This window comes from Mycobacterium sp. D16Q16 (assembly GCF_002013745.1).
GTDB lineage: Bacteria > Actinomycetota > Actinomycetes > Mycobacteriales > Mycobacteriaceae > Mycobacterium.
The window spans coordinates 62,780-80,248 of the sequence record NZ_MAEY01000027.1; the positions used below are offsets into that span (position 1 = coordinate 62,780).

Here is a 17,469-nt window from a genome sequence, read left to right on the forward strand (position 1 = left end):
CCATATGTTGCGCGGATGTTACGCGTAACCGCGAATTGGTTGGCCTTTACGCTGTGAGTATGGCGCGAGACCTGGGTTCATGGTTGTCGGGGCTTGGTTCGGTGCAGGGCGCGGGCAACTCTCGGTACCCCGGAGAGCAGCTCGGCCTGCCCGAGGCCGGTCCCGGATCGGCGGCACCGCTGGCGCGCCGGCTGCTGGCACTGCTGCTCGACTGGCTCATCGCCGGTGGCCTGGCGTTGCTGTTCGTCAAGGGAGATCTGTTGTCGCCCACGCTGTCCTCGGCGCAGCTGCTCACCTGGTTCGTCATCGGTGTGGTGGCGGTGCGGCTGTGGCGGTTCACCCCGGGCCAATACGTCGGGTGTACAGGTAGCGCCCGCCGATGGAACCAACTCGGTGGGCATTGGCCGCGCGTTTGTCAGGAATCTGCTGATCACCGTGATCGTGCCGCCGCTCATCACCGATATCGACGGCCGCGGTCTGCATGACCGGGTGACCCGCACCGTCGTGATTCGTGTGCGATGAGCCGCTTGCGCGAAGAGCGTGGGCGGCGCTAGATGGTTCTGCTCGCCGTCTGTTTGGCGGTGTTCATGCTGCTGCTCGACATGACGATTGTGTCGAGTGCGCTGGCGGACCTGCAGTCGTCGCTGGGGGCCGACCTCGCCGATCTGCAATGGGTCATCGATGCCTACGCGCTGCCGATGGCGGGGCTGCTGCTCACCGCTGCCACCCTCGGTGATCGTCTGGGCCGTCGACGGCTCTATCTGCTGGGCATGGTGCTGTTCACCGCGGCCTCGCTGGGCTGCGCGCTCTCGAGCAGTGCACCCATGCTGATCGGGGTGCGTGCTGCGCAAGGCATCGGCGGGGCGATCCTGCTGGCGGTATCGCTGCCGATCATCGCCGCGGAGTATCCGCAGGAGCGCCGCGGTGCCCCCATCGCGATCTACGGCGCGGTGATGGGTGCGGGCAGCGCCGCCGGCCCGCTGCTGGGCGGGTTCCTCGTCACACATTTCGGGTGGCAGTCGATTTTCCTGGTCAACCTGCCGGTGGGTCTGATCGCGTTGGTGATTGCCGTGCGCCACCTCCCGGAGACCCGCGCCGACGAGCTGCGGCCCGTCGACTGGGTAGGCACGATGCTGCTCACCTTCGGGCTGGTTACCGGTGTCTTCTCGGTGATCTCGCTGCACGACGGGGGAATTGGGGCCACGACATCCGGCTCACTGGGGGTCGGTGCCGTGCTGGCTCTGGTGCTGTTCTTCTGGTGGGAGGGCCGTGCGCCGGCGCCCATGCTGAGCCTGCGGCTGGTCACCTCGCCGGGTTTCGCCGGGGTGTGGGTCGCCGCGGCCGCGGCCGCCGGCACGCTCATCGCGGCTACCAACTATCTGGCGTTGTACTTCATGAATACGCTGGGTTACAACGCTTTTGAGACGGGCCTGCGTGCCGGTCCGCTGACACTCGCGACCATCGCGGGGGCGCCGTTGGGGATTCTGGTCGGCCGGCGGCTGCCCACCATGGTCACCATTCCCGGAGGCGTGGCGCTGGTGGCGATCGGATTATGGGCCGCGACGGGGGCCCATGCCGATACGGTCTGGACCCACTTCATTGTCGGCTCCACGCTGGCCGGGCTGGGGCTGGGTGCGCTCTCGGCGATGACGTCCGATGCCGCACTGCGGTTCGTGCCGTTGGGCGACGCCGGGATGGCGACCGGGGCGGTGAGCACGGGCCGTCAGATCGGCATTCTTCTGGGTGTGGCGGGTATGGGTGTGGCGTTCGGGCATGCCGCCGCCGGCAAGACCGGGGCCAGGGCCGCAGGCGCAGCGGGCATCGACAGCGTGCTGACGCTGGGGGCGCTCGCGGCGGCCTGCGCGGCGCTCGTTTCGCTGATTCTGCTCGCGGTGGCTACGATGAGTCGCTCGCACGATCCGGCCACCGGAGAGTCGCTAGCTATCTAGCCATCGGTGATCGCGCCTGCCTGTACGGATGCCCACGGGTATTTGTGCATTGCGGTGGTGAGCCGTAGACAGAGGGAGTAGCTTTCGATCATGGAGAGCGCGGCGGTTCTCATCGCAGCGCCCGGTGTCGGTTCCGATCGGGGGACGGACGCGAACCCGCGGCCGCGGTACAGCATTGTCCTGTCGTCTGATCCGGCTGAAGTTGAAGCCGCACAACGGCTTCGGTATCAGGCGTTCGCCGACGAAATGGGGGCGCCGTTGCCGCATGCCGTTCGTGGGCCGATCACGGGCGAAATGATCGATGTGGACAAGCTGGATCCCTATTGCGATCACCTGTTGGCTCGCGACGAGGACACCGGAGCCATCATCGGCTGTTGCCGGCTGCTCCCGCCCGAGGGATACGAGGCGGCGGGGGAGACGTTCACCGACTCGATGTTCGACGCGTCCGCACTCGACCCGCTGCGGCCCAAACTGGTTGAGATCGGCAGAGTTACCGTCGCGCCCGAACATCGCAACGGTGCGGTCATGGGGATCTTGTGGGCCGGAATTTTCCGGTACCAGCAGATGACCGAGCATCAGTACGCGATTGGCTGTCTATCGGTCCGGATGGAAGACGGTGGGCCACGAGGATCGTTGGTGCGCTCGGTGCACGATTTCGCGCAACGGTTCGCGGCCCCCGACGAGTATCGGGTCATACCGCGCCACCCGGTCGTGGTCGACGGTGTGCCGCTGGAGGAGATCCCGCCCCAGGAAAAGGCGAAGATCCCACCACTGCTGCACGGATGCCTGCGCATCGGCGGGCGCATCTGCGGACCGCCTTCCTTTGACCCGGAGTTCGACATGGCGGACTTCTTGGTACTGGTCACCAAGGACACTGCGCGGCAACGTTATTTAGAGCGTCTGGAGCGGTCCCTTGCCCTCGGATAGCCATGCGTGTTGCGATGTGCTCGGGGTCGGATTCGGGCCATCGAACCTTGCGCTCGCGATAGCGCTCGCCGAGCATCCGCACCGGGCATCGGCCAAGTTCGTCGACGCTCAGGCTCAATTCGGGTGGCATCGCGGCATGCTCATCCCGGGGGCGCGGATGCAGGTCGCTTTTCTCAAAGATCTTGTGACCCTGCGTAATCCCAAGAGCGACTACACCTTTGTCAACTATTTGACGGAGCGTGGGCGGCTGCCGGACTTCATCAACCAGCAGAGTTTCTTTCCGACGCGGGAAGAGTTCCACGACTACTTGGATTGGGCGCAGCAGGCGCTCGGGGCCGATGTCAGCTACTCCTCGCGGCTGATCGGAATTCAGGCGGCCTCTGAGGGATTCCAGGTGCGACTGCAGGACACCACCGAGCGGTCGCCGGATCGCCTGATGCGTGCGCGGGCGCTGGTTCTGGGCTGTGGAACGTTCCCGGCGATGCCGTCCGGCATCAATCCCACTGCACGGCAATGGCATAGTAGCCAGCTGTTGACCAGACTCGACGCGCTGGAAGGATCGCCCGCTCGCGTCGCGGTGGTGGGTGCCGGGCAAAGTGCCGCGGAGGCGGTGGCGTACCTGCATAACAGGTATCCCGATGCTCAGGTGCATGCCATTTTTGCCCGCTACGGATACAGTCCGGCCGATGACAGTCCCTACGCGAACCGGATTTTCGATCCGGCCGCGGTGGACGACTTCTATGGCGCGCCCGCCGAGGTGCGCCGCCAGCTGGTCGACTATCACCGCGACACCAACTACGCCGCGGTCGATTCCCCGCTGATCGCCGATCTGTATGACCGTGAGTACCGGGAGCGGGTCAGTGGGCAGCGGCGACTGTGGATGCACAACGCCTCGAAAATCGCTGCCGTCGACGAGGCTGCGGAACGGGTACGCCTCGCCGTGACGCATCTGCCGACATCCTCGACCGAGCTACTCGACTGCGATTTGGTGGTGTACGCCACCGGATACCGGCCGCTGGATGTGCGAGCCTTCCTGGGAGCGCTGGCCTCGTGTTACGAGTTCGACGCGGATGGCCTGCCGATTGTCGAACGCGATTACCGGCTACGGGCACGGTCGGATGCCCCGGGGGACATCTACCTCAACGGATCGGTGGAGCACAGTCACGGACTGTCTTCCTCGTTGCTGTCCAATGTCGCGGTGCGGGCCGGAGAGATCGTGGATTCGCTGGCCGCCGAGGCGGAGACCCGCGACGCCGTGGCATCTTTCAAGACCGGGTAGACGAACCGCTCGATCATCTCCGATTCCAGTGCTGGATCTGTCGCGGGCCAGAACAGAAATGCCATCACCACGCGTGAAATCCATTGTGCGGCAGTCTCATCGGCAAGGCCAGTGAACGTAGAGGCCGAACGCGGGATCTCGGAGGATGGGGTCAGGTAGGACCCGAGCGAGGCCGGAGACATCGTCGCGACCATCGCACTGACGACGGGATCGTTACGGATTGCGGTCAACGATGCGGTGATGGCGGTGACCGCACGCCGCCGCGCCTCCGCGGACTCGACCGCCCGCTGAATATCTGAGGTGACACTCGCGATGTTTCGGGCCAACACGGCATCGACAATCGCCGTCTTGCCGCCAATATGCCGATACACCGTCGCGCGGGAGCACCCCGCCTCGCGGGCCACCGCATCGAGGTTCAGCCGGTCCAGCCCGTGGCGCGCGATCTGCTTGGCCGCGACCGACACGATGCGATCGGCGGCCGCGCGATGACGGTCACCCTTGTGCAACCAGTCCGAGTACGGTGACATTGTGCCCGAATCTATCTCAATATGAGACAGAATTCTCAGTAATTCTCACCATGTGCGCAGGTGGGATGGGTGCCGTGAGACGCCGTGGATCATGTCCCTGAACAGGTGCTTCTCAGTTTCGCGAATGCCTTGACGTGCGGTTTTCCGGTCTGTCAGCCTCGTAGATGATGAGCACCGTGGAATTGTTCGACCCGCAGGTCCTGGAGGATCCCTATCCGTTCTATCGGAGGCTGCGCGAGACGGCGCCGGTATGGCCCGTCGGTGATTCCGGCTTCTACTTCGTCTCGCGCTGGGATCTCGTCGTGGAGGCCACCGAGCGCACCGAGGATTTCTCGTCCAACCTCACCGCCGCGCTCATGAAATCCGGGGACTCCGGGGCCGGGCCGACGGTTGCCGTGATGGGGCCGGTCGCCGACCCCACCCATGTCCTGGCCACCGGCGACGATCCGGTCCATCATGCGCATCGCAAACTGGTGCTGCCGACATTGGTCGCCAAGCGGATGACCGCACTGGAACCCGTCATGGCTGCGACCGGGACGCGGTTGTGGGAACGCGGAGTCGACGGCGACGGCATCGACTGGATGGCCGCGATGGGCGACGCGTTGCCGATGACGATGGTGGCCCGGCTGATCGGCCTGCCGGATGAGGATGTGCCGCAACTGGTGCAGTGGGGCTATTCCAGCACCGAGATGCTCGGCGGGCTCAACACCGCCCAGCGGCAGACTCAGGTCGTCACGGACACCATGTACCTGATCCTCTACCTGCGTGAACACCTGGAGAAGGAACTGGCCGCGCCCGGGGAGAACCTGCTCGGATACCTGGCGCAGGCGTGTAACCGGGGAGATATCTCCTTGGATATCGGCGTGATGATCCTGGTGCAGCTGGTCGGCGCCGGTGGTGAGTCCACCGCGGGATTGATGGGTAACGCGGTGCGCATCCTCGGCGAGAACCCCGAACTGCAGCGGCGCGTTCGCGACGACCGTGCGCTGTTGCCGACCTTCCTGGAAGAGGCCCTTCGACTGGAGTCGCCGTTTCGCGGGCATCACCGCCACGTCGTGGCAGACACCTCGCTCGGCGGGGTCGAGCTGCCCGCGGGCAGCCACCTCACCCTGATGTGGGGCGCGGCCAACCGCGATCCGGCGATCTTCGAGGACCCCGACGCCCTGCGCCTTGACCGGCCAAGTCCCCGCAGTCACATCACCTTTGGCAAGGGGCTGCATTTCTGCGTGGGGGCGGCGCTGGCGCGTTTGGAGGCGCGTACCGCGATCAACCTGTTGCTTGATCGGACACACGAATTCACGATCAAACCCGGCGGTGCCCAGTGGGTTCCGAGCATCATGGTGCGTCGGCACCACAGGCTGGAGCTGGAGCTCAGCCTGCGAGCTACCGGCGCCTGATGGTGCGCTGCATCCCGCCGCGTGCCTTCGCCTGACCTCCGGGCATCGGGCCCTTCGGCATGGCCGCGGCGCGTGAACCCAGCGCCGACAGCCGGGACTCCAGGGAGTCCATCTGCTTGGCGGTGATGTTGGCGGGAAGCTTGGTGAGGTGGCGCTCCAGCTTGGACAGCGGAACCTGACCGTCCTCGTTGCCGACGATGACGTCGTAGATCGGTGTATCGCCGACGACGCGAGCGGTGCGCTTCTTCTCCTGAGCCAAGAGCGGGCCCAGCCGGCCGGGAGCACCTTCTGCGACGAAGATGATGCCGGGACGGCCGATGACCCGGTGCACGACGTCGAGCTGTGTCGTACCCGCGACCGCGGTGGTGACCCGCCATTTTCCGCGCATGTTATCCAGCGCCCAGCCCGCGGCACCCTTCTGGCCCTCGGCCTTGGTGAACACCGATTTCTGCACGCGCCGGCCGAAGATGATGAACGCCACCAGCAGGCCGAGCACCACGCCCAGGATCGGGAACATGAACACGCTGATCCCGCCCGCGAAGTACCCGGCGACCGCGAACGCCGCGACGATCAGCACGAAAGCGCCGATCATGTACGGCAGGAGACGCTTGTCTTCCTTGCGCTGAATCTGGAAGGCCTGCCACATCTGGGCGCGGCGCGCCTTTGATTCGGCCTTGCGGCGCGCCTTTACCTCGGCCTTGGCGGCCTTGGCCTCGGCGGGATTCAGTGATTTAGGCATGTACCGAGTCTAAGTCTCAGCGCGCGATGAGATTCACTGCCTCCTGGGCAGCCGACCCGGCCGACGCCAGGTGCACCAGCCCCGCGGGCAGCGGGCGTCCATGGTGAGCCATCGCCTGCGCGTACAGCCGCCCCGCCCGGTACGAGGAACGCACCAGCGGCCCGGCCATCACACCGGCGAAGCCCAGACCCTCCGCAAAATCCGAAAGTTCCACGAATTCTTGCGGTTTGACCCAGCGATCAACCGGATGGTGTCGCGGTGAGGGCCGCAAATACTGGGTGATGGTGATGATGTCGCAGCCCGCCTCGTGCAGTGCGACAAGTGCCTCGCGAATCTCGTCGTTGGTCTCGCCCATGCCGAGAATCAGGTTGCTCTTGGTCACCAGCTGCGCCTCACGCGCGGCGGTGATCACCGACAGGCTTCGCTCATAGCTGAACGCGGGCCGGATACGGCGGAACACTCGCGGCACCGTCTCCAGGTTGTGCGCCAGCACCTCGGGCCGCGATGCGAACACCTCGTCGAGCTGCTCGGGGACGGCGTTGAAGTCCGGGATGAGCAGCTCCACACCCGTGGCCGGATTGAGCTCCTTGATGTACCGCACGGTTTCGGCGTACAGCCAGGCGCCGCCGTCGGGCAGGTCGTCCCGTGCCACCCCGGTGACTGTCGAGTACCGCAGGCCCATGGTGTGCACGCTCTCGGCCACCCGCCGAGGCTCGTCTCGGTCCAGGTCAGCGGGCTTGCCGGTGTCGATCTGGCAGAAATCGCAGCGACGGGTGCACTGCTCGCCGCCGATGAGGAAGGTGGCCTCGCGGTCTTCCCAGCATTCGAAGATGTTGGGGCATCCGGCTTCCTCGCACACGGTGTGCAGACCGCCCGTGCGCACCAGCGCCTTGAGTTCCTTGTACTCGGGGCCCATCTTGGCGCGGGTGCGGATCCAGTCCGGCTTGCGTTCGATGGGGGTTTGGGCGTTGCGAACTTCCAGTCGCAGCAGCTTGCGGGGTTCGGTCATGCTCCGACCGCCCCGACTGCCAGCCGTCCCTCGAGTGCGTCGAGCACCGAGGTAATCACCTGGTCATGTATCTCGTCGATGGTGACGTCCCGGCCCAGCTCGGCGGAGAGCGTCGTCACACCGGCGTCGCTGATGCCGCAGGCCACGATCGGCAGGTACGCGTCCAGACTGTTATTGCAGTTGAGGGAGAAGCCGTGCATGGTGACGCCGCGCTGCACGCGGACCCCGATCGCGGCGATCTTGCGTTCGGGCTTCCCGCCGCCCGCGGCTAGCCACACGCCGGAGCGGCCATCGACGCGCTTGGTCTGCACACCCAGCTGTGCGCACACCGCGATGATCGATTCTTCTAGGCGCCGAACGTAGTTCACCACGTCGATGGGCTCGGCCAATCGCACGATCGGGTAGCCGACCAGCTGACCCGGTCCGTGCCAGGTGATTTTGCCGCCGCGGTCGGTGTCGATGACGGGTGCGCCGTTGATGGGCCGTTCCTGCGCCTCGGTGCGCCGGCCGGCGGTGTACACCGCCGGATGCTGCAGGGTCAGCAGGGTGTCGGGTCCGCCGGCGACGCGCGCCTCGACAAGGTCGCGCTGCAGCTCCCAGGCCGCCTCATAGTCGATCACGCCCAGATCCCGTACGACGACGGGATCTGCGCTGGATCGGATGGATCCATGAGTGCGGTGCACGGGTTCCATTATCTCACTTCATTGGTCGACTGTTGTTGGCGTAGGCCAGCGCCTCGCCGATGGTGTGGTGCTCGAACTCGAATCCGTGCCGTTCCAGGACCGCGGGGATGACCCGCATGCTGCGGGTCAGTTCGGCATCGGCGAACTCGCCGAAGATGGCGCGCAACGCGAATTGCGGTGCCACCAGCAGGGTGGGGCGATGCAGCGTCCGGGCCAGGGCTGCGGTGAACTCCGCATTGGTCACCGGTGCGGGCCCGGTCAGGTTGACCGGGCCCGAGAGGGCCGATTCGGTCAATGCGAACTCGAGGGCACGGATCTGGTCTTCAAGGCTGATCCAGGGCATGTACCAGCGCCCGTTGCCCAGCCGTGCACCGAGGCCGAGGGAGAACAACGGGCGTGACCTGCCGAAGAGGCCGCCGGCGGGGGACAGCACCAGGCCGGTGCGGACGATCACCACCCGGGCTCCGGCTTGCGCGGCCTCCTCGGTTGCTCCCTCCCAGTCGACGCACACGCGAGCGAGGAAACCGTCACCGCTGGATGCGGTTTCGTCGATGACGCGGTCTCCGCTGTCGCCGTAGTAGCCGACCGCGGAGGCGTTGATCAACACCGGTATGCCAGCATCGGCGACGGCACCGGCCAGCACCTCGGTAGGGATGACGCGGCTGTCGTAGATCTCTTGTTTGTAGGCGCCCGACCACCGTTTGTCGCCGACGCCGACGCCACACATGTTGACGACGGCATCGGCACCGTCCAGAGCGCCGGATTCTATTTGCCCGCTCGCCGGATCCCAGCGCTGTTCATCGGGGCCCATCGGGTCGCGGCGAACCAGTCGGACCACGGTGTGGTCTGCGGCACGCAGTGACGCGACAAGCGCCGACCCGATCACCCCCGAGGAGCCGGCGATGACGATGCGCATGAGCTACAGACCCAGGTCCGCCTCGAAAGCCCCCTCTTCCAGGCGATGTTTGATCGTGGTGAGGAACCGCCCCGCGTCGGCTCCGTCGATCAGGCGGTGATCGTAGGTCAGTGGCAGGTAGCAGACCGACCGGATGCCGATCGACTCGTTGCCCGCGTCGTCACGGATAACCCTGGGACGCTTCACGATTGCACCAGTGCCGAGCATGGCGGCCTGCGGCGGCACCAGGATCGGGGTATCGAACAGCGCACCTTGGCTGCCGATGTTGGTGATGGTGAAGGTGCCGCCGGCGAGCTCGTCGGGCTTGAGGTTCCCCGAACGTGCGCGACCGGCGATATCGGCGATGGCGCGGGCCAGCCCGGCCAGCGACAGGTCACCGGCATTGTGGATCACCGGAGACAGCAGCCCCTGATCGGTGTCGACCGCGATACCCAGGTGCTCGGCGTCGAAGTAGGTGATCTCCTTGGTGTCTTCGTTGTAACTCGCGTTGACGTTCGGGTGCGCCTTGAGCGCCTCGACCGCGGCCTTGGCGAAGAAGGGCAGGAATGTCAGGTTGACGCCCTCGCGCTCGGCGAAGGTGGCCTTGGCGCGAGCACGCAGTGCCGTGATCTTGGTGACATCGACCTCGTGGGTCTGCGTCAGCTGTGCGGTCTGCTGCAGCGACTCGCGCGTCTTCTTGGCGGTCAGCTGGCGAATCCGGTTGGCCTTCTGCGTGGTTCCACGCAGGTGTGCCAGCGCAGCCGGAGCTGCCGGAGTCGACGGCGCAGGGGCTCCGGCCGCCTTGGGAGCTGCTGCCGGAGCGGGGGCCTTGGCTGCTTCGGCAGCAGCCAGGACGTCCTGCTTGCGGATGCGTCCACCCACGCCGCTGCCGGTCAGCGCGGACAGGTCCACGTTGTTCTCAGCGGCGAGCTTGCGCACGAGCGGCGTGACATATGGGTTATCGCTTGCGCCGTCAGTGGCGGCGGGAGCCGCCGCTGGAGCAGGTGCGGGCGCGGCAGGTGCCGGGGCAGCTGCGGGCGCGGGCGCAGGGGGTGCGACAGGTGCGGGTGCAGGTGCCGGAGGCGCGGGCGGTGCCGTAGGCGCTGCCTCGGGTTCGGGGGCAGGCGCGGGTGCGGGTGCCGCGGCGGGAGCGGCACCAGCTGCCCCGACAACGGCGAGTTCGCCACCCACGGCGACGGTGTCGTCCTCATTGGCCGAGATGCTCAGCAGCACACCGGCGACCGGGGACGGAATCTCCGTGTCGACCTTGTCCGTGGATACCTCGACGAGCGGCTCATCCACCCCGACCTCGTCGCCGACCTTCTTGAGCCAGCGGGTCACAGTGCCCTCGGTGACGGACTCGCCGAGCTCGGGCATCGTGACCGAGGTGCCGGGGCCCGCCGGAGCGGCGGCGGCCGCTGGGGCAGGAGCAGCAGCCGGTGTCGGCGCTGGCGCCGGTTCGGGTTCCGGTGCGGGCGTTGGTGCAGGTTCCGGAGCGGGCGCGGCCGCTGCGGGGGCGGGCGCCGACTCCGCGGGGGCTGCTTCGCCGGCCTCGCTGATTACGCCGAGCTCGCCACCGATCTCGACGGTGTCGTCCTCACGGGCGCTGATCTTGGTCAGCACACCCGAAGTGGGAGCGGGGATCTCGGTGTCCACCTTGTCGGTGGAGACCTCGAGCAATGGCTCGTCGACTTGGACCGTGTCGCCCTCTTGCTTGAGCCACCGTGTCACCGTCCCTTCGGTCACGCTCTCACCGAGGGCGGGCATCTGGACGGAGAAGGCCATGGTTTCCACTCCTGAAAAGGTTCCGATAGCGGCTCACACAATGTGGACATATCTGGCTTACCACAGCGACGTGGCCAGCGGGTCAATCCTGTCACTGAGTGGAACGGCGCGCCTGCCCGGGTCCAAGATCGAAGGGTGAGTGTGCGCACAGTCGTCTGCGTCATCAAGCCCGGCAGCCGCAAGGGGCCTGTTGTCGAGGTTGCCGACGACGGCGCGTTGACCCTCTTCGTGCGGGAGCCGGCGATCGACGGCAAAGCCAACAAGGCTGCCGTCGCGTTGCTTGCCGAGTATTTGGACGTGCCGAAATCGACGGTGCGGATCGTTGCCGGGCAGACCAGCAGACTGAAGCGATTCTCAGTGGGATGACCACGCGGATGACAGCGTGATCTCAGGATTAGCTGGCACCATGGACGCATGGCATGGCTCGACGCCTTTCGAAGCAACCGCGGGGGGCAGACCACACAGGGCACGAACGACGATGTGCGCTACCTCGCGGCCTGGGCCGCGGCGCGCACCGGCGTGGAGGCCTATGTCGAACCGCAAACCAACTTCTCCGACGTCACCGTGATTCTCATCGCAGGTGATGGTGAGTGGACTCGCCGCCGCGTCGGCGGGGTAGCTGGTGCGCGGCGAATCTCCGAGAGGCTCAAAATCCCGGTGTACGACGTGCACCGCACCGGGTACCCGCAACGCAAACGTGATTACGACGCCCGGCAGCGAATTCTCAAGCGCCGCGCGGCCGAGGAAGGCGCCTAGCGGCGCTTACCCGTTCTCGACGATGTCTTCCAGCACCCCGAAGATGGTCCGCACCGGCACACCGGTGCCGCCCTTGGAGATGTAGCCCCACGGTCCGCCGGTGTTGAACGCCGGGCCCGCGACGTCGATATGTGCCCATTGCACGCCGTCGGCGACGAACTCGCGCAGGTACAACCCGGCCGCCAGCATGCCGCCGTTGCGGTGATTGGTGACGTTCGCCAGGTCGGCCACCCGGGACTTGAGATCGTCGCGCAGTTCCTCGGGGAGCGGCATGGCCCAGCCGTTCTCGCCCACGGACTGCGAGATCGACGACACTCGGTCCCGGAACTCGTCGGTGCCCATCACGCCGGGGGTGCGCGTACCCAGCGCCACCACCTGCGCACCGGTCAGCGTCGCGGTGTCGATCAGGTAATCGGGCTCGTCCTGGCAGGCCCGCACGATCGCGTCAGCGAGGATCAGTCGGCCCTCGGCGTCGGTGTTGATCACCTCGACGGTGGTGCCGTCCAGATGGGTCAACACGTCACCGGGACGCTGCGCCGTCGACGACGGCATGTTCTCGGCCATGGGTACCGTCGCGATCACGTCGATCGGCAACTGCTGGCGGGCCGCCAGCACGGTGACCGCGATAACCGCTGCCGCCCCACCCATATCGGAGGTCATGTTCTCCATACCGCCGGCCGGCTTGATCGAGATGCCGCCCGTGTCGAAGGTGATGCCCTTGCCCACCAGAGCGACCGTCTTGGCTTTCTTGCCCTTCGCGCCGCGATAGGTCAATCGCACCAGGCGCGGCTGGCGCGAGGAGCCCTTGCCCACTCCCACGACACCGCCGTAGCCGCCCTTGGCCAGTTCCTTCTCGTCGAGGACCTCGACCTCGATACCCTCGGCCGCCGCCAACGTCTTTGCGCGCTTGGCGAATTCGGCGGGGAATAGGTGGCTGGGCGGAGTGTTCACCAGATCGCGGGCAATCACGACAGCAGCGGCGACGGCGGCACCGCGCTCCATGGCGTCCTTCTGTGCGCGCCCTTTGTCGCCGACGAGCAACGTAACCTTCTGCAGCCCAGCATCCTTCGGTGCCGTCTTGGCGCTGCGGAATTCCGCGAAGCGGTATCCGCCCAGCACCAGCCCCTGCACGGTGGCGTCGACATCCTGCGCGGACAGCGTGGTCACCAGGGTTTCGACGCTGTCGAGTGACCGTGCGGCGACCCCGGCGGCGCGACGGATCGACTCGGCGGTGTCGGCCTTGCCCAGTCCTACCGCGAGCACACTGGCCACCGGCAGCCCGTCCACGACCACCCGGGTGAGCTGCTCGGCCGAGCCAGTTGCCCCGACTGCCTTGAGCGCGGCCTCGATGGACTTGACGACCGCCTTGTCCAGCAGCTGGGCGTCGGCCACCTTGGGGCCCTTGTCGGATTCCTTCTCGCTGGGGCGCACGCCCACGAGCAGTACTGCCGCGGAGACCCCGCGCTGCGGAATGGATGTGGCCAGGGTGAACGAAGGTGCCGTGTATGCGCTCATAGGCTCATAGCCTAGTGAAAGCGAATGATGCGCCAATTAGGGTGAACGCCATGACGGATCTGTTACTCGGCCCACTTCACGATCGGCACGCCGCGCAGGGCGCCACCTTCGCTGAATTCGGGGGCTGGAACATGCCGGTGTCATACGCCGGCACAGTGGGGGAGCACACCGCTACCCGCGAGGCTGTCGGCCTGTTCGACGTGAGCCACCTGGGTAAGGCGCTGGTGCGCGGACCGGGCGCCGCAGCCTTCATCAATACATGCTTTACCAACGATCTCAACAAGATTGGACCGGGCAAGGCCCAGTACACCTTGTGTTGCACCGAGACCGGGGGTGTCGTCGACGACCTCATCGCCTACTACGTCTCCGATGACGAGATCTTCCTGGTGCCCAATGCCGCCAACACGGCCGCGGTGGTGGCCGCTCTGCAGGAGAAGGCCCCCGAGGGCATCACGATCACCAACCAGCACCGCGACTACGCGGTGCTGGCCGTGCAGGGGCCTAAGTCGGCGGACGTGCTGCAAGGGCTCGGACTGCCAACGGATATGGAATACATGGCCTACGCGGACGCGACGCTCGACGGTCTGCCGGTGCGCGTGTGCCGGACCGGCTACACCGGGGAACACGGCTACGAGCTGCTGCCGTCCTGGGACGCTGCCGGTGCGGTGTTCGATGCGCTGTTGCCGGCGATCACCGCGGCGGGCGGTCAGCTTGCCGGTCTGGGCGCACGCGACACGCTGCGCACCGAGATGGGTTATCCGCTGCACGGGCATGAGCTCTCCGCCGACATCAGCCCGGTCCAGGCCAGGGCCGGGTGGGCCGTCGGCTGGAAGAAGGACGCGTTCTGGGGCCGTGATGCCCTCACTCAAGAGAAGGCGGAGGGTCCGCGCCGTACCCTGCGCGGCCTGCGAGCCACCGGCCGGGGCGTGTTGCGCCCCGATCTTACGGTGCTCTCGGGTGGCGAGCCGGTAGGGGTGACTACCTCGGGCACCTTCTCGCCGACCCTCAAGACCGGTATCGCCCTGGCCCTGCTGGACAGCTCTGCTCAGATCGCCGACGGGGACACCGTCGCTGTCGACGTGCGTGGCCGGGAGATCGAATGCGAGGTCGTCAAACCGCCGTTCGTGGACGTCAACGTCGGATAATGGGTTCGGATGTGGCGACAGCGGACAGCTAGACTGCCGAGCATGAATCCGCTTCCCGAGTTCACCCGGCAACTCAACCCGTCTCCGGCCAGCCCGGCGCGTCGGGCTGAGGTACTGGCCGCGCCGGGCTTCGGGAAGTACTTCACCGACCACATGGTGTCCATCGACTGGAACACCGAAAACGGTTGGCACAATGCGCAAGTGGTGCCCTACGGCCCCATCACTCTTGACCCGTCCGCCATCGTGTTGCACTACGCACAAGAGGTCTTCGAGGGGCTCAAGGCGTACCGGCAACCCGACGGGACCATCGCCGCGTTCCGGCCCGAGGCTAACGCCGAACGGATGATCCAGTCCTGCCGCCGCATCGCCATCCCCGAGCTGCCGCAAGAGCTGTTCATCGAATCGCTGCGCCAGCTCATCGCCGTCGACTCCGACTGGGTGCCGCCGGGCGGCGGCGAGGAATCGCTGTATTTGCGGCCGTTCATCATCGCCACCGAGGCGGGCCTCGGGGTGCGGCCCGCCGCCGAATACCGGTACCTGCTCATCGCCTCACCGGCCGGTGCGTACTTCTCGCAGGGCATCAAGCCGGTCAGCGTGTGGCTTTCGCACGAATACGTGCGCGCCGCACCCGGCGGGATCGGCGCGGCCAAGACAGGTGGCAACTACGCCGCCTCGCTGGTCGCCCAGGCGCAGGCCGCCGACGAGGGCTGCGATCAGGTGGTGTGGCTCGATGCCATCGAGCGCCGGTACATCGAAGAAATGGGTGGTATGAACCTGTTCTTCGTGTTCGGTCGCGACGGCGAGGCTCGCCTGGTGACTCCCGAATTGTCGGGTTCACTGCTGCCCGGTGTCACCCGGAAGTCCTTGTTGCAGCTGGCCTCCGACGCCGGCTTCGCCATCGAGGAACGCAAGATCGATGTGGACGAGCTGGAGAAGAAGGCGGCCTCCGGTGAGATCACCGAGGTGTTCGCCTGCGGCACCGCGGCGGTCATCACGCCGGTTGGCCGCGTCAAGCACTCAAGTGGCGAGTTCACCATCGGTGATGGGGAACCGGGTGAGGTGACCATGGCGCTGCGCGACACGTTGACCGGAATTCAGCGCGGCACCTTCGCCGACACCCACGGCTGGATCACCAAGCTCGGTTAGGGCGCCGCCGCGCGTACGGGGCGGCGATAGGTCACCGTGTCGAAGGCGCGGCCGTATTCGTCGACGGCGGTGACGTCCATTTCGCTGCTGAAGGTTCCGGGGCGCACGTCGACGCGAATGAACGCATAGTTGCGATAGCGCACCCGCGACCACGTGACCGCTTCGGCGTGCTTACTGCCGTCGGGCGCCCAGACATAGCTGTTGGGAACCAGTGTGTCGGCGAGCTCGCGGCCACGGTATCCCTCGGGCTCGCCTGGCTGAAAGTCGTAGCGGGGCCGGCCCGCGGATCCCACCGTGTAGTACACGGTGCCATCCGATTCCGGGTAGACGATGGAATTGTCGCCGGCCTCCGTGGTCGGTCGCCCCGCACGAATGGGATCGGTGCGCTCGAACACGTGGTTGTGCCCTTGGAGCACCAGATCCACCTGATAGCGATCGAACAGCGCGCACCACGCGTCGCGGACGCCACCGTCGCTGGCATGCGAGAGGGTCGTCGAGTAGGCGCAGTGGTGAAAAAAGCACACGATGAAATCGATGTTCGGGTTGGCGCGGTATGCCGCCAAAGTTTTTCCCACCCAACCAGTTTGGGCTCCACCCGAGTATCCGGTGTTTGCCCGGATCTCATACGAGACGTCGTTGGCGTCCAGTGAGAGCACCGCAACATTGCCGTAGGTGAACGAGTACGCCGAGGGGCATCCGGTGGGGCCGTTGCCGGGAAAACCGAGACGGGCCAGATGCCCGCCGTAGCCGTGGTTTCCGTACGCCGCCTCCATGTCGTGGTTACCGGTCGCGAACATCCACGGTGTGACGGAAGCGCTGGGTTCGATGGATGTCAGATAGGCATCCCAGACAAACGGGTTGTACTTGTCGAACCCGGTTGCGGGCTTGGCGCCGGAGGGCACGAACTGGGGCTTTTTCCCCATTCCGGACGGGTCCGCGTACGCGATATCGCCTGCCAAGATGTGGAAATCGGGCCGGCACGCCACAATCTGGTTCAAGACGTTCTGCGTGTGTGACACGGCAGGGTCGTTGTCCGCGCTGTAGTAGTTGTCGTCGTACTCACCGGCGGCCAGGCCCGGTGGGAGTGACGGAGTCTCGTCGGTGCCCTGATCACCCATCATGGTGAAACGGAAGGGGGCGAGCGCGTTTCGTGTGGATGGCATGGCCGTCGCGGCCGAACGGGTGTCGCTGAGGAACCCGTCGCTGCTGCGCCAGCGGTAAAAATGCTCCGTACCGCCGCCGATCCCCTGCACGGGCGCGTGGACGTAGAACTGTTCGGCAGCCAGCACACCATGGTCGCTGGACGGGATCTGTGTCACCAGATTGCGGACCTCGGCTTCCAGGGAGGCGCCGAGTTCAGGCGTGGGGCCGTGGTCGAGAAAGATCTTGGTGTCGTGCGGATTCCTGGACAGCTGCCCGGAAAAGCTGAGCTGGCTGGAGGAGTCGGCGCCGAACCCGACGCGCCTGCCGGCCACGCTCAGGGGGGAGTCGTCCGCATACGCACGCCGCCCAAACGGTGATACCCCCAGTGCGGCGACCGCGGCGGCCGCAGCCGACCCGCGAAGGAAGTTACGGCGGGACACCGCGTGACGGCCCAGATACCCGCGATGCCACTCGTACTGCTCGGCCATCGACATCGATCGGGCGATCGGTTCGGGTATCCCCATATCCGGTGTCTCACCGGCGGGGTTCACAGGGTTGCGCGGCATAGGTTCGA

At 66.3% G+C, this 17,469-nt stretch carries 15 protein-coding genes and 2 pseudogenes; 9 read left to right on the forward strand and 8 right to left on the reverse strand.

Translation table 11 applies throughout. The annotated features are described in order from the left end of the window. The first annotated feature begins 59 nt into the window (after positions 1-59). The 4 genes and pseudogenes from B4394_RS23150 to B4394_RS23165 all read left to right on the forward strand — a co-directional run bounded on the left by B4394_RS23150 (position 60) and on the right by B4394_RS23165 (position 4,155). Positions 60-522: pseudogene (locus tag B4394_RS23150) on the forward strand (RDD family protein). 32 nt (positions 523-554) lie between these two features. Then, a complete protein-coding gene (locus B4394_RS23155; RefSeq protein WP_078316399.1) occupies positions 555-1,949 on the forward strand; it encodes an MFS transporter in 1,395 nt (464 codons plus the stop codon). A 90-nt stretch (positions 1,950-2,039) separates the two neighbouring features. After that, positions 2,040-2,876, forward strand: coding sequence for a GNAT family N-acetyltransferase (locus B4394_RS23160; protein ID WP_078312615.1), 837 nt, complete (start codon positions 2,040-2,042; stop codon positions 2,874-2,876). A 16-nt stretch (positions 2,877-2,892) separates the two neighbouring features. Continuing rightward, positions 2,893-4,155, forward strand: a complete 1,263-nt coding sequence (locus B4394_RS23165; RefSeq protein ID WP_078312616.1) for a lysine N(6)-hydroxylase/L-ornithine N(5)-oxygenase family protein — start codon at positions 2,893-2,895, stop codon at positions 4,153-4,155. On the opposite strand, the pseudogene B4394_RS23170 reads toward B4394_RS23165, so the two are convergent. Continuing rightward, a pseudogene (locus B4394_RS23170) lies at positions 4,038-4,562 on the reverse strand (TetR/AcrR family transcriptional regulator); the annotation flags it as partial. The gene B4394_RS23165 and the pseudogene B4394_RS23170 overlap by 118 nt on opposite strands. 287 nt (positions 4,563-4,849) lie before the next feature. Between B4394_RS23170 and B4394_RS23175 the strand changes: the two are divergent. Continuing rightward, the gene (locus B4394_RS23175; protein ID WP_078316416.1) at positions 4,850-6,079 is read left to right on the forward strand and encodes a cytochrome P450; all 1,230 of its coding nucleotides are present in this window, start codon (positions 4,850-4,852) and stop codon (positions 6,077-6,079) included. On the opposite strand, the gene B4394_RS23180 is transcribed toward B4394_RS23175, so the two are convergent. Genes B4394_RS23180 through sucB form a run of 5 tightly spaced genes read right to left on the reverse strand, consistent with a single transcriptional unit; the run spans position 6,066 to position 11,190 of the window. Continuing rightward, positions 6,066-6,818 carry a DUF4191 domain-containing protein gene (locus B4394_RS23180; RefSeq protein ID WP_078312618.1) on the reverse strand — a complete coding sequence of 251 codons (753 nt, stop codon included), beginning with the start codon at positions 6,816-6,818 and terminating at the stop codon, positions 6,066-6,068. The genes B4394_RS23175 and B4394_RS23180 overlap by 14 nt on opposite strands. Before the next feature lie 16 nt (positions 6,819-6,834). Further along, the gene (lipA, locus tag B4394_RS23185; RefSeq protein ID WP_078312619.1) at positions 6,835-7,827 is read right to left on the reverse strand and encodes a lipoyl synthase; all 993 of its coding nucleotides are present in this window, start codon (positions 7,825-7,827) and stop codon (positions 6,835-6,837) included. Next, a complete protein-coding gene (lipB, locus tag B4394_RS23190; protein WP_078312620.1) occupies positions 7,824-8,519 on the reverse strand; it encodes a lipoyl(octanoyl) transferase LipB in 696 nt (231 codons plus the stop codon). Before lipB ends, lipA begins: the two co-directional genes overlap by 4 nt. A gap of 4 nt (positions 8,520-8,523) precedes the next feature. Then, a complete protein-coding gene (locus tag B4394_RS23195) occupies positions 8,524-9,426 on the reverse strand; it encodes a TIGR01777 family oxidoreductase (protein WP_078316400.1) in 903 nt (300 codons plus the stop codon). 3 nt (positions 9,427-9,429) lie between these two features. Beyond that, positions 9,430-11,190 carry a 2-oxoglutarate dehydrogenase, E2 component, dihydrolipoamide succinyltransferase gene (gene sucB / locus B4394_RS23200; protein ID WP_078316401.1) on the reverse strand — a complete coding sequence of 587 codons (1,761 nt, stop codon included), beginning with the start codon at positions 11,188-11,190 and terminating at the stop codon, positions 9,430-9,432. A 135-nt stretch (positions 11,191-11,325) separates the two neighbouring features. Between sucB and B4394_RS23205 the strand changes: the two genes are divergently transcribed. Then, positions 11,326-11,556 carry a DUF167 domain-containing protein gene (locus B4394_RS23205; protein ID WP_078312623.1) on the forward strand — a complete coding sequence of 77 codons (231 nt, stop codon included), beginning with the start codon at positions 11,326-11,328 and terminating at the stop codon, positions 11,554-11,556. A 48-nt stretch (positions 11,557-11,604) separates the two neighbouring features. Then, the gene (locus B4394_RS23210; protein WP_078312624.1) at positions 11,605-11,946 is read left to right on the forward strand and encodes an oxidoreductase; all 342 of its coding nucleotides are present in this window, start codon (positions 11,605-11,607) and stop codon (positions 11,944-11,946) included. Positions 11,947-11,952: 6 nt separating this feature from the next. Here B4394_RS23210 and B4394_RS23215 read toward each other — a convergent pair whose 3' ends face one another. Then, entirely contained in the window at positions 11,953-13,461 is a 1,509-nt protein-coding gene (locus tag B4394_RS23215) for a leucyl aminopeptidase (RefSeq protein WP_078316402.1), read from the reverse strand. 50 nt (positions 13,462-13,511) lie between these two features. Between B4394_RS23215 and gcvT the strand changes: the two genes are divergently transcribed. Further along, positions 13,512-14,606, forward strand: a complete 1,095-nt coding sequence (gene gcvT, locus B4394_RS23220; RefSeq protein ID WP_078316403.1) for a glycine cleavage system aminomethyltransferase GcvT — start codon at positions 13,512-13,514, stop codon at positions 14,604-14,606. A 42-nt stretch (positions 14,607-14,648) separates the two neighbouring features. Further along, the gene (locus tag B4394_RS23225; RefSeq protein WP_078316404.1) at positions 14,649-15,752 is read left to right on the forward strand and encodes a branched-chain amino acid aminotransferase; all 1,104 of its coding nucleotides are present in this window, start codon (positions 14,649-14,651) and stop codon (positions 15,750-15,752) included. Here the strand turns inward: B4394_RS23225 and B4394_RS23230 are convergent. Further along, on the reverse strand, positions 15,749-17,461 hold the full coding sequence (locus B4394_RS23230; RefSeq protein ID WP_078316405.1) for a metallophosphoesterase: 1,713 nt from the start codon (positions 17,459-17,461) through the stop codon (positions 15,749-15,751). The two genes, B4394_RS23225 and B4394_RS23230, sit on opposite strands and share 4 nt — an antisense overlap. Between the last annotated feature and the right edge of the window lie 8 nt (positions 17,462-17,469).

What these genes read in the sequence shown, in the direction of transcription:
- B4394_RS23155 (WP_078316399.1), top strand. Translation starts at nt 555, where the DNA reads ATGGTTCTGCTCGCCGTCTGTTTGGCGGTGTTCATGCTGCTGCTCGAC.
- B4394_RS23160 (WP_078312615.1), top strand. Translation starts at nt 2,040, where the DNA reads ATGGAGAGCGCGGCGGTTCTCATCGCAGCGCCCGGTGTCGGTTCCGAT.
- B4394_RS23175 (WP_078316416.1), top strand. Translation starts at nt 4,850, where the DNA reads ATGAGCACCGTGGAATTGTTCGACCCGCAGGTCCTGGAGGATCCCTAT.
- B4394_RS23180 (WP_078312618.1), bottom strand. Translation starts at nt 6,818, where the DNA reads ATGCCTAAATCACTGAATCCCGCCGAGGCCAAGGCCGCCAAGGCCGAG.
- lipA (WP_078312619.1), bottom strand. Translation starts at nt 7,827, where the DNA reads ATGACCGAACCCCGCAAGCTGCTGCGACTGGAAGTTCGCAACGCCCAA.
- lipB (WP_078312620.1), bottom strand. Translation starts at nt 8,519, where the DNA reads ATGGAACCCGTGCACCGCACTCATGGATCCATCCGATCCAGCGCAGAT.
- B4394_RS23195 (WP_078316400.1), bottom strand. Translation starts at nt 9,426, where the DNA reads ATGCGCATCGTCATCGCCGGCTCCTCGGGGGTGATCGGGTCGGCGCTT.
- sucB (WP_078316401.1), bottom strand. Translation starts at nt 11,190, where the DNA reads ATGGCCTTCTCCGTCCAGATGCCCGCCCTCGGTGAGAGCGTGACCGAA.
- B4394_RS23210 (WP_078312624.1), top strand. Translation starts at nt 11,605, where the DNA reads ATGGCATGGCTCGACGCCTTTCGAAGCAACCGCGGGGGGCAGACCACA.
- B4394_RS23215 (WP_078316402.1), bottom strand. Translation starts at nt 13,461, where the DNA reads ATGAGCGCATACACGGCACCTTCGTTCACCCTGGCCACATCCATTCCG.
- gcvT (WP_078316403.1), top strand. Translation starts at nt 13,512, where the DNA reads ATGACGGATCTGTTACTCGGCCCACTTCACGATCGGCACGCCGCGCAG.
- B4394_RS23225 (WP_078316404.1), top strand. Translation starts at nt 14,649, where the DNA reads ATGAATCCGCTTCCCGAGTTCACCCGGCAACTCAACCCGTCTCCGGCC.
- B4394_RS23230 (WP_078316405.1), bottom strand. Translation starts at nt 17,461, where the DNA reads ATGCCGCGCAACCCTGTGAACCCCGCCGGTGAGACACCGGATATGGGG.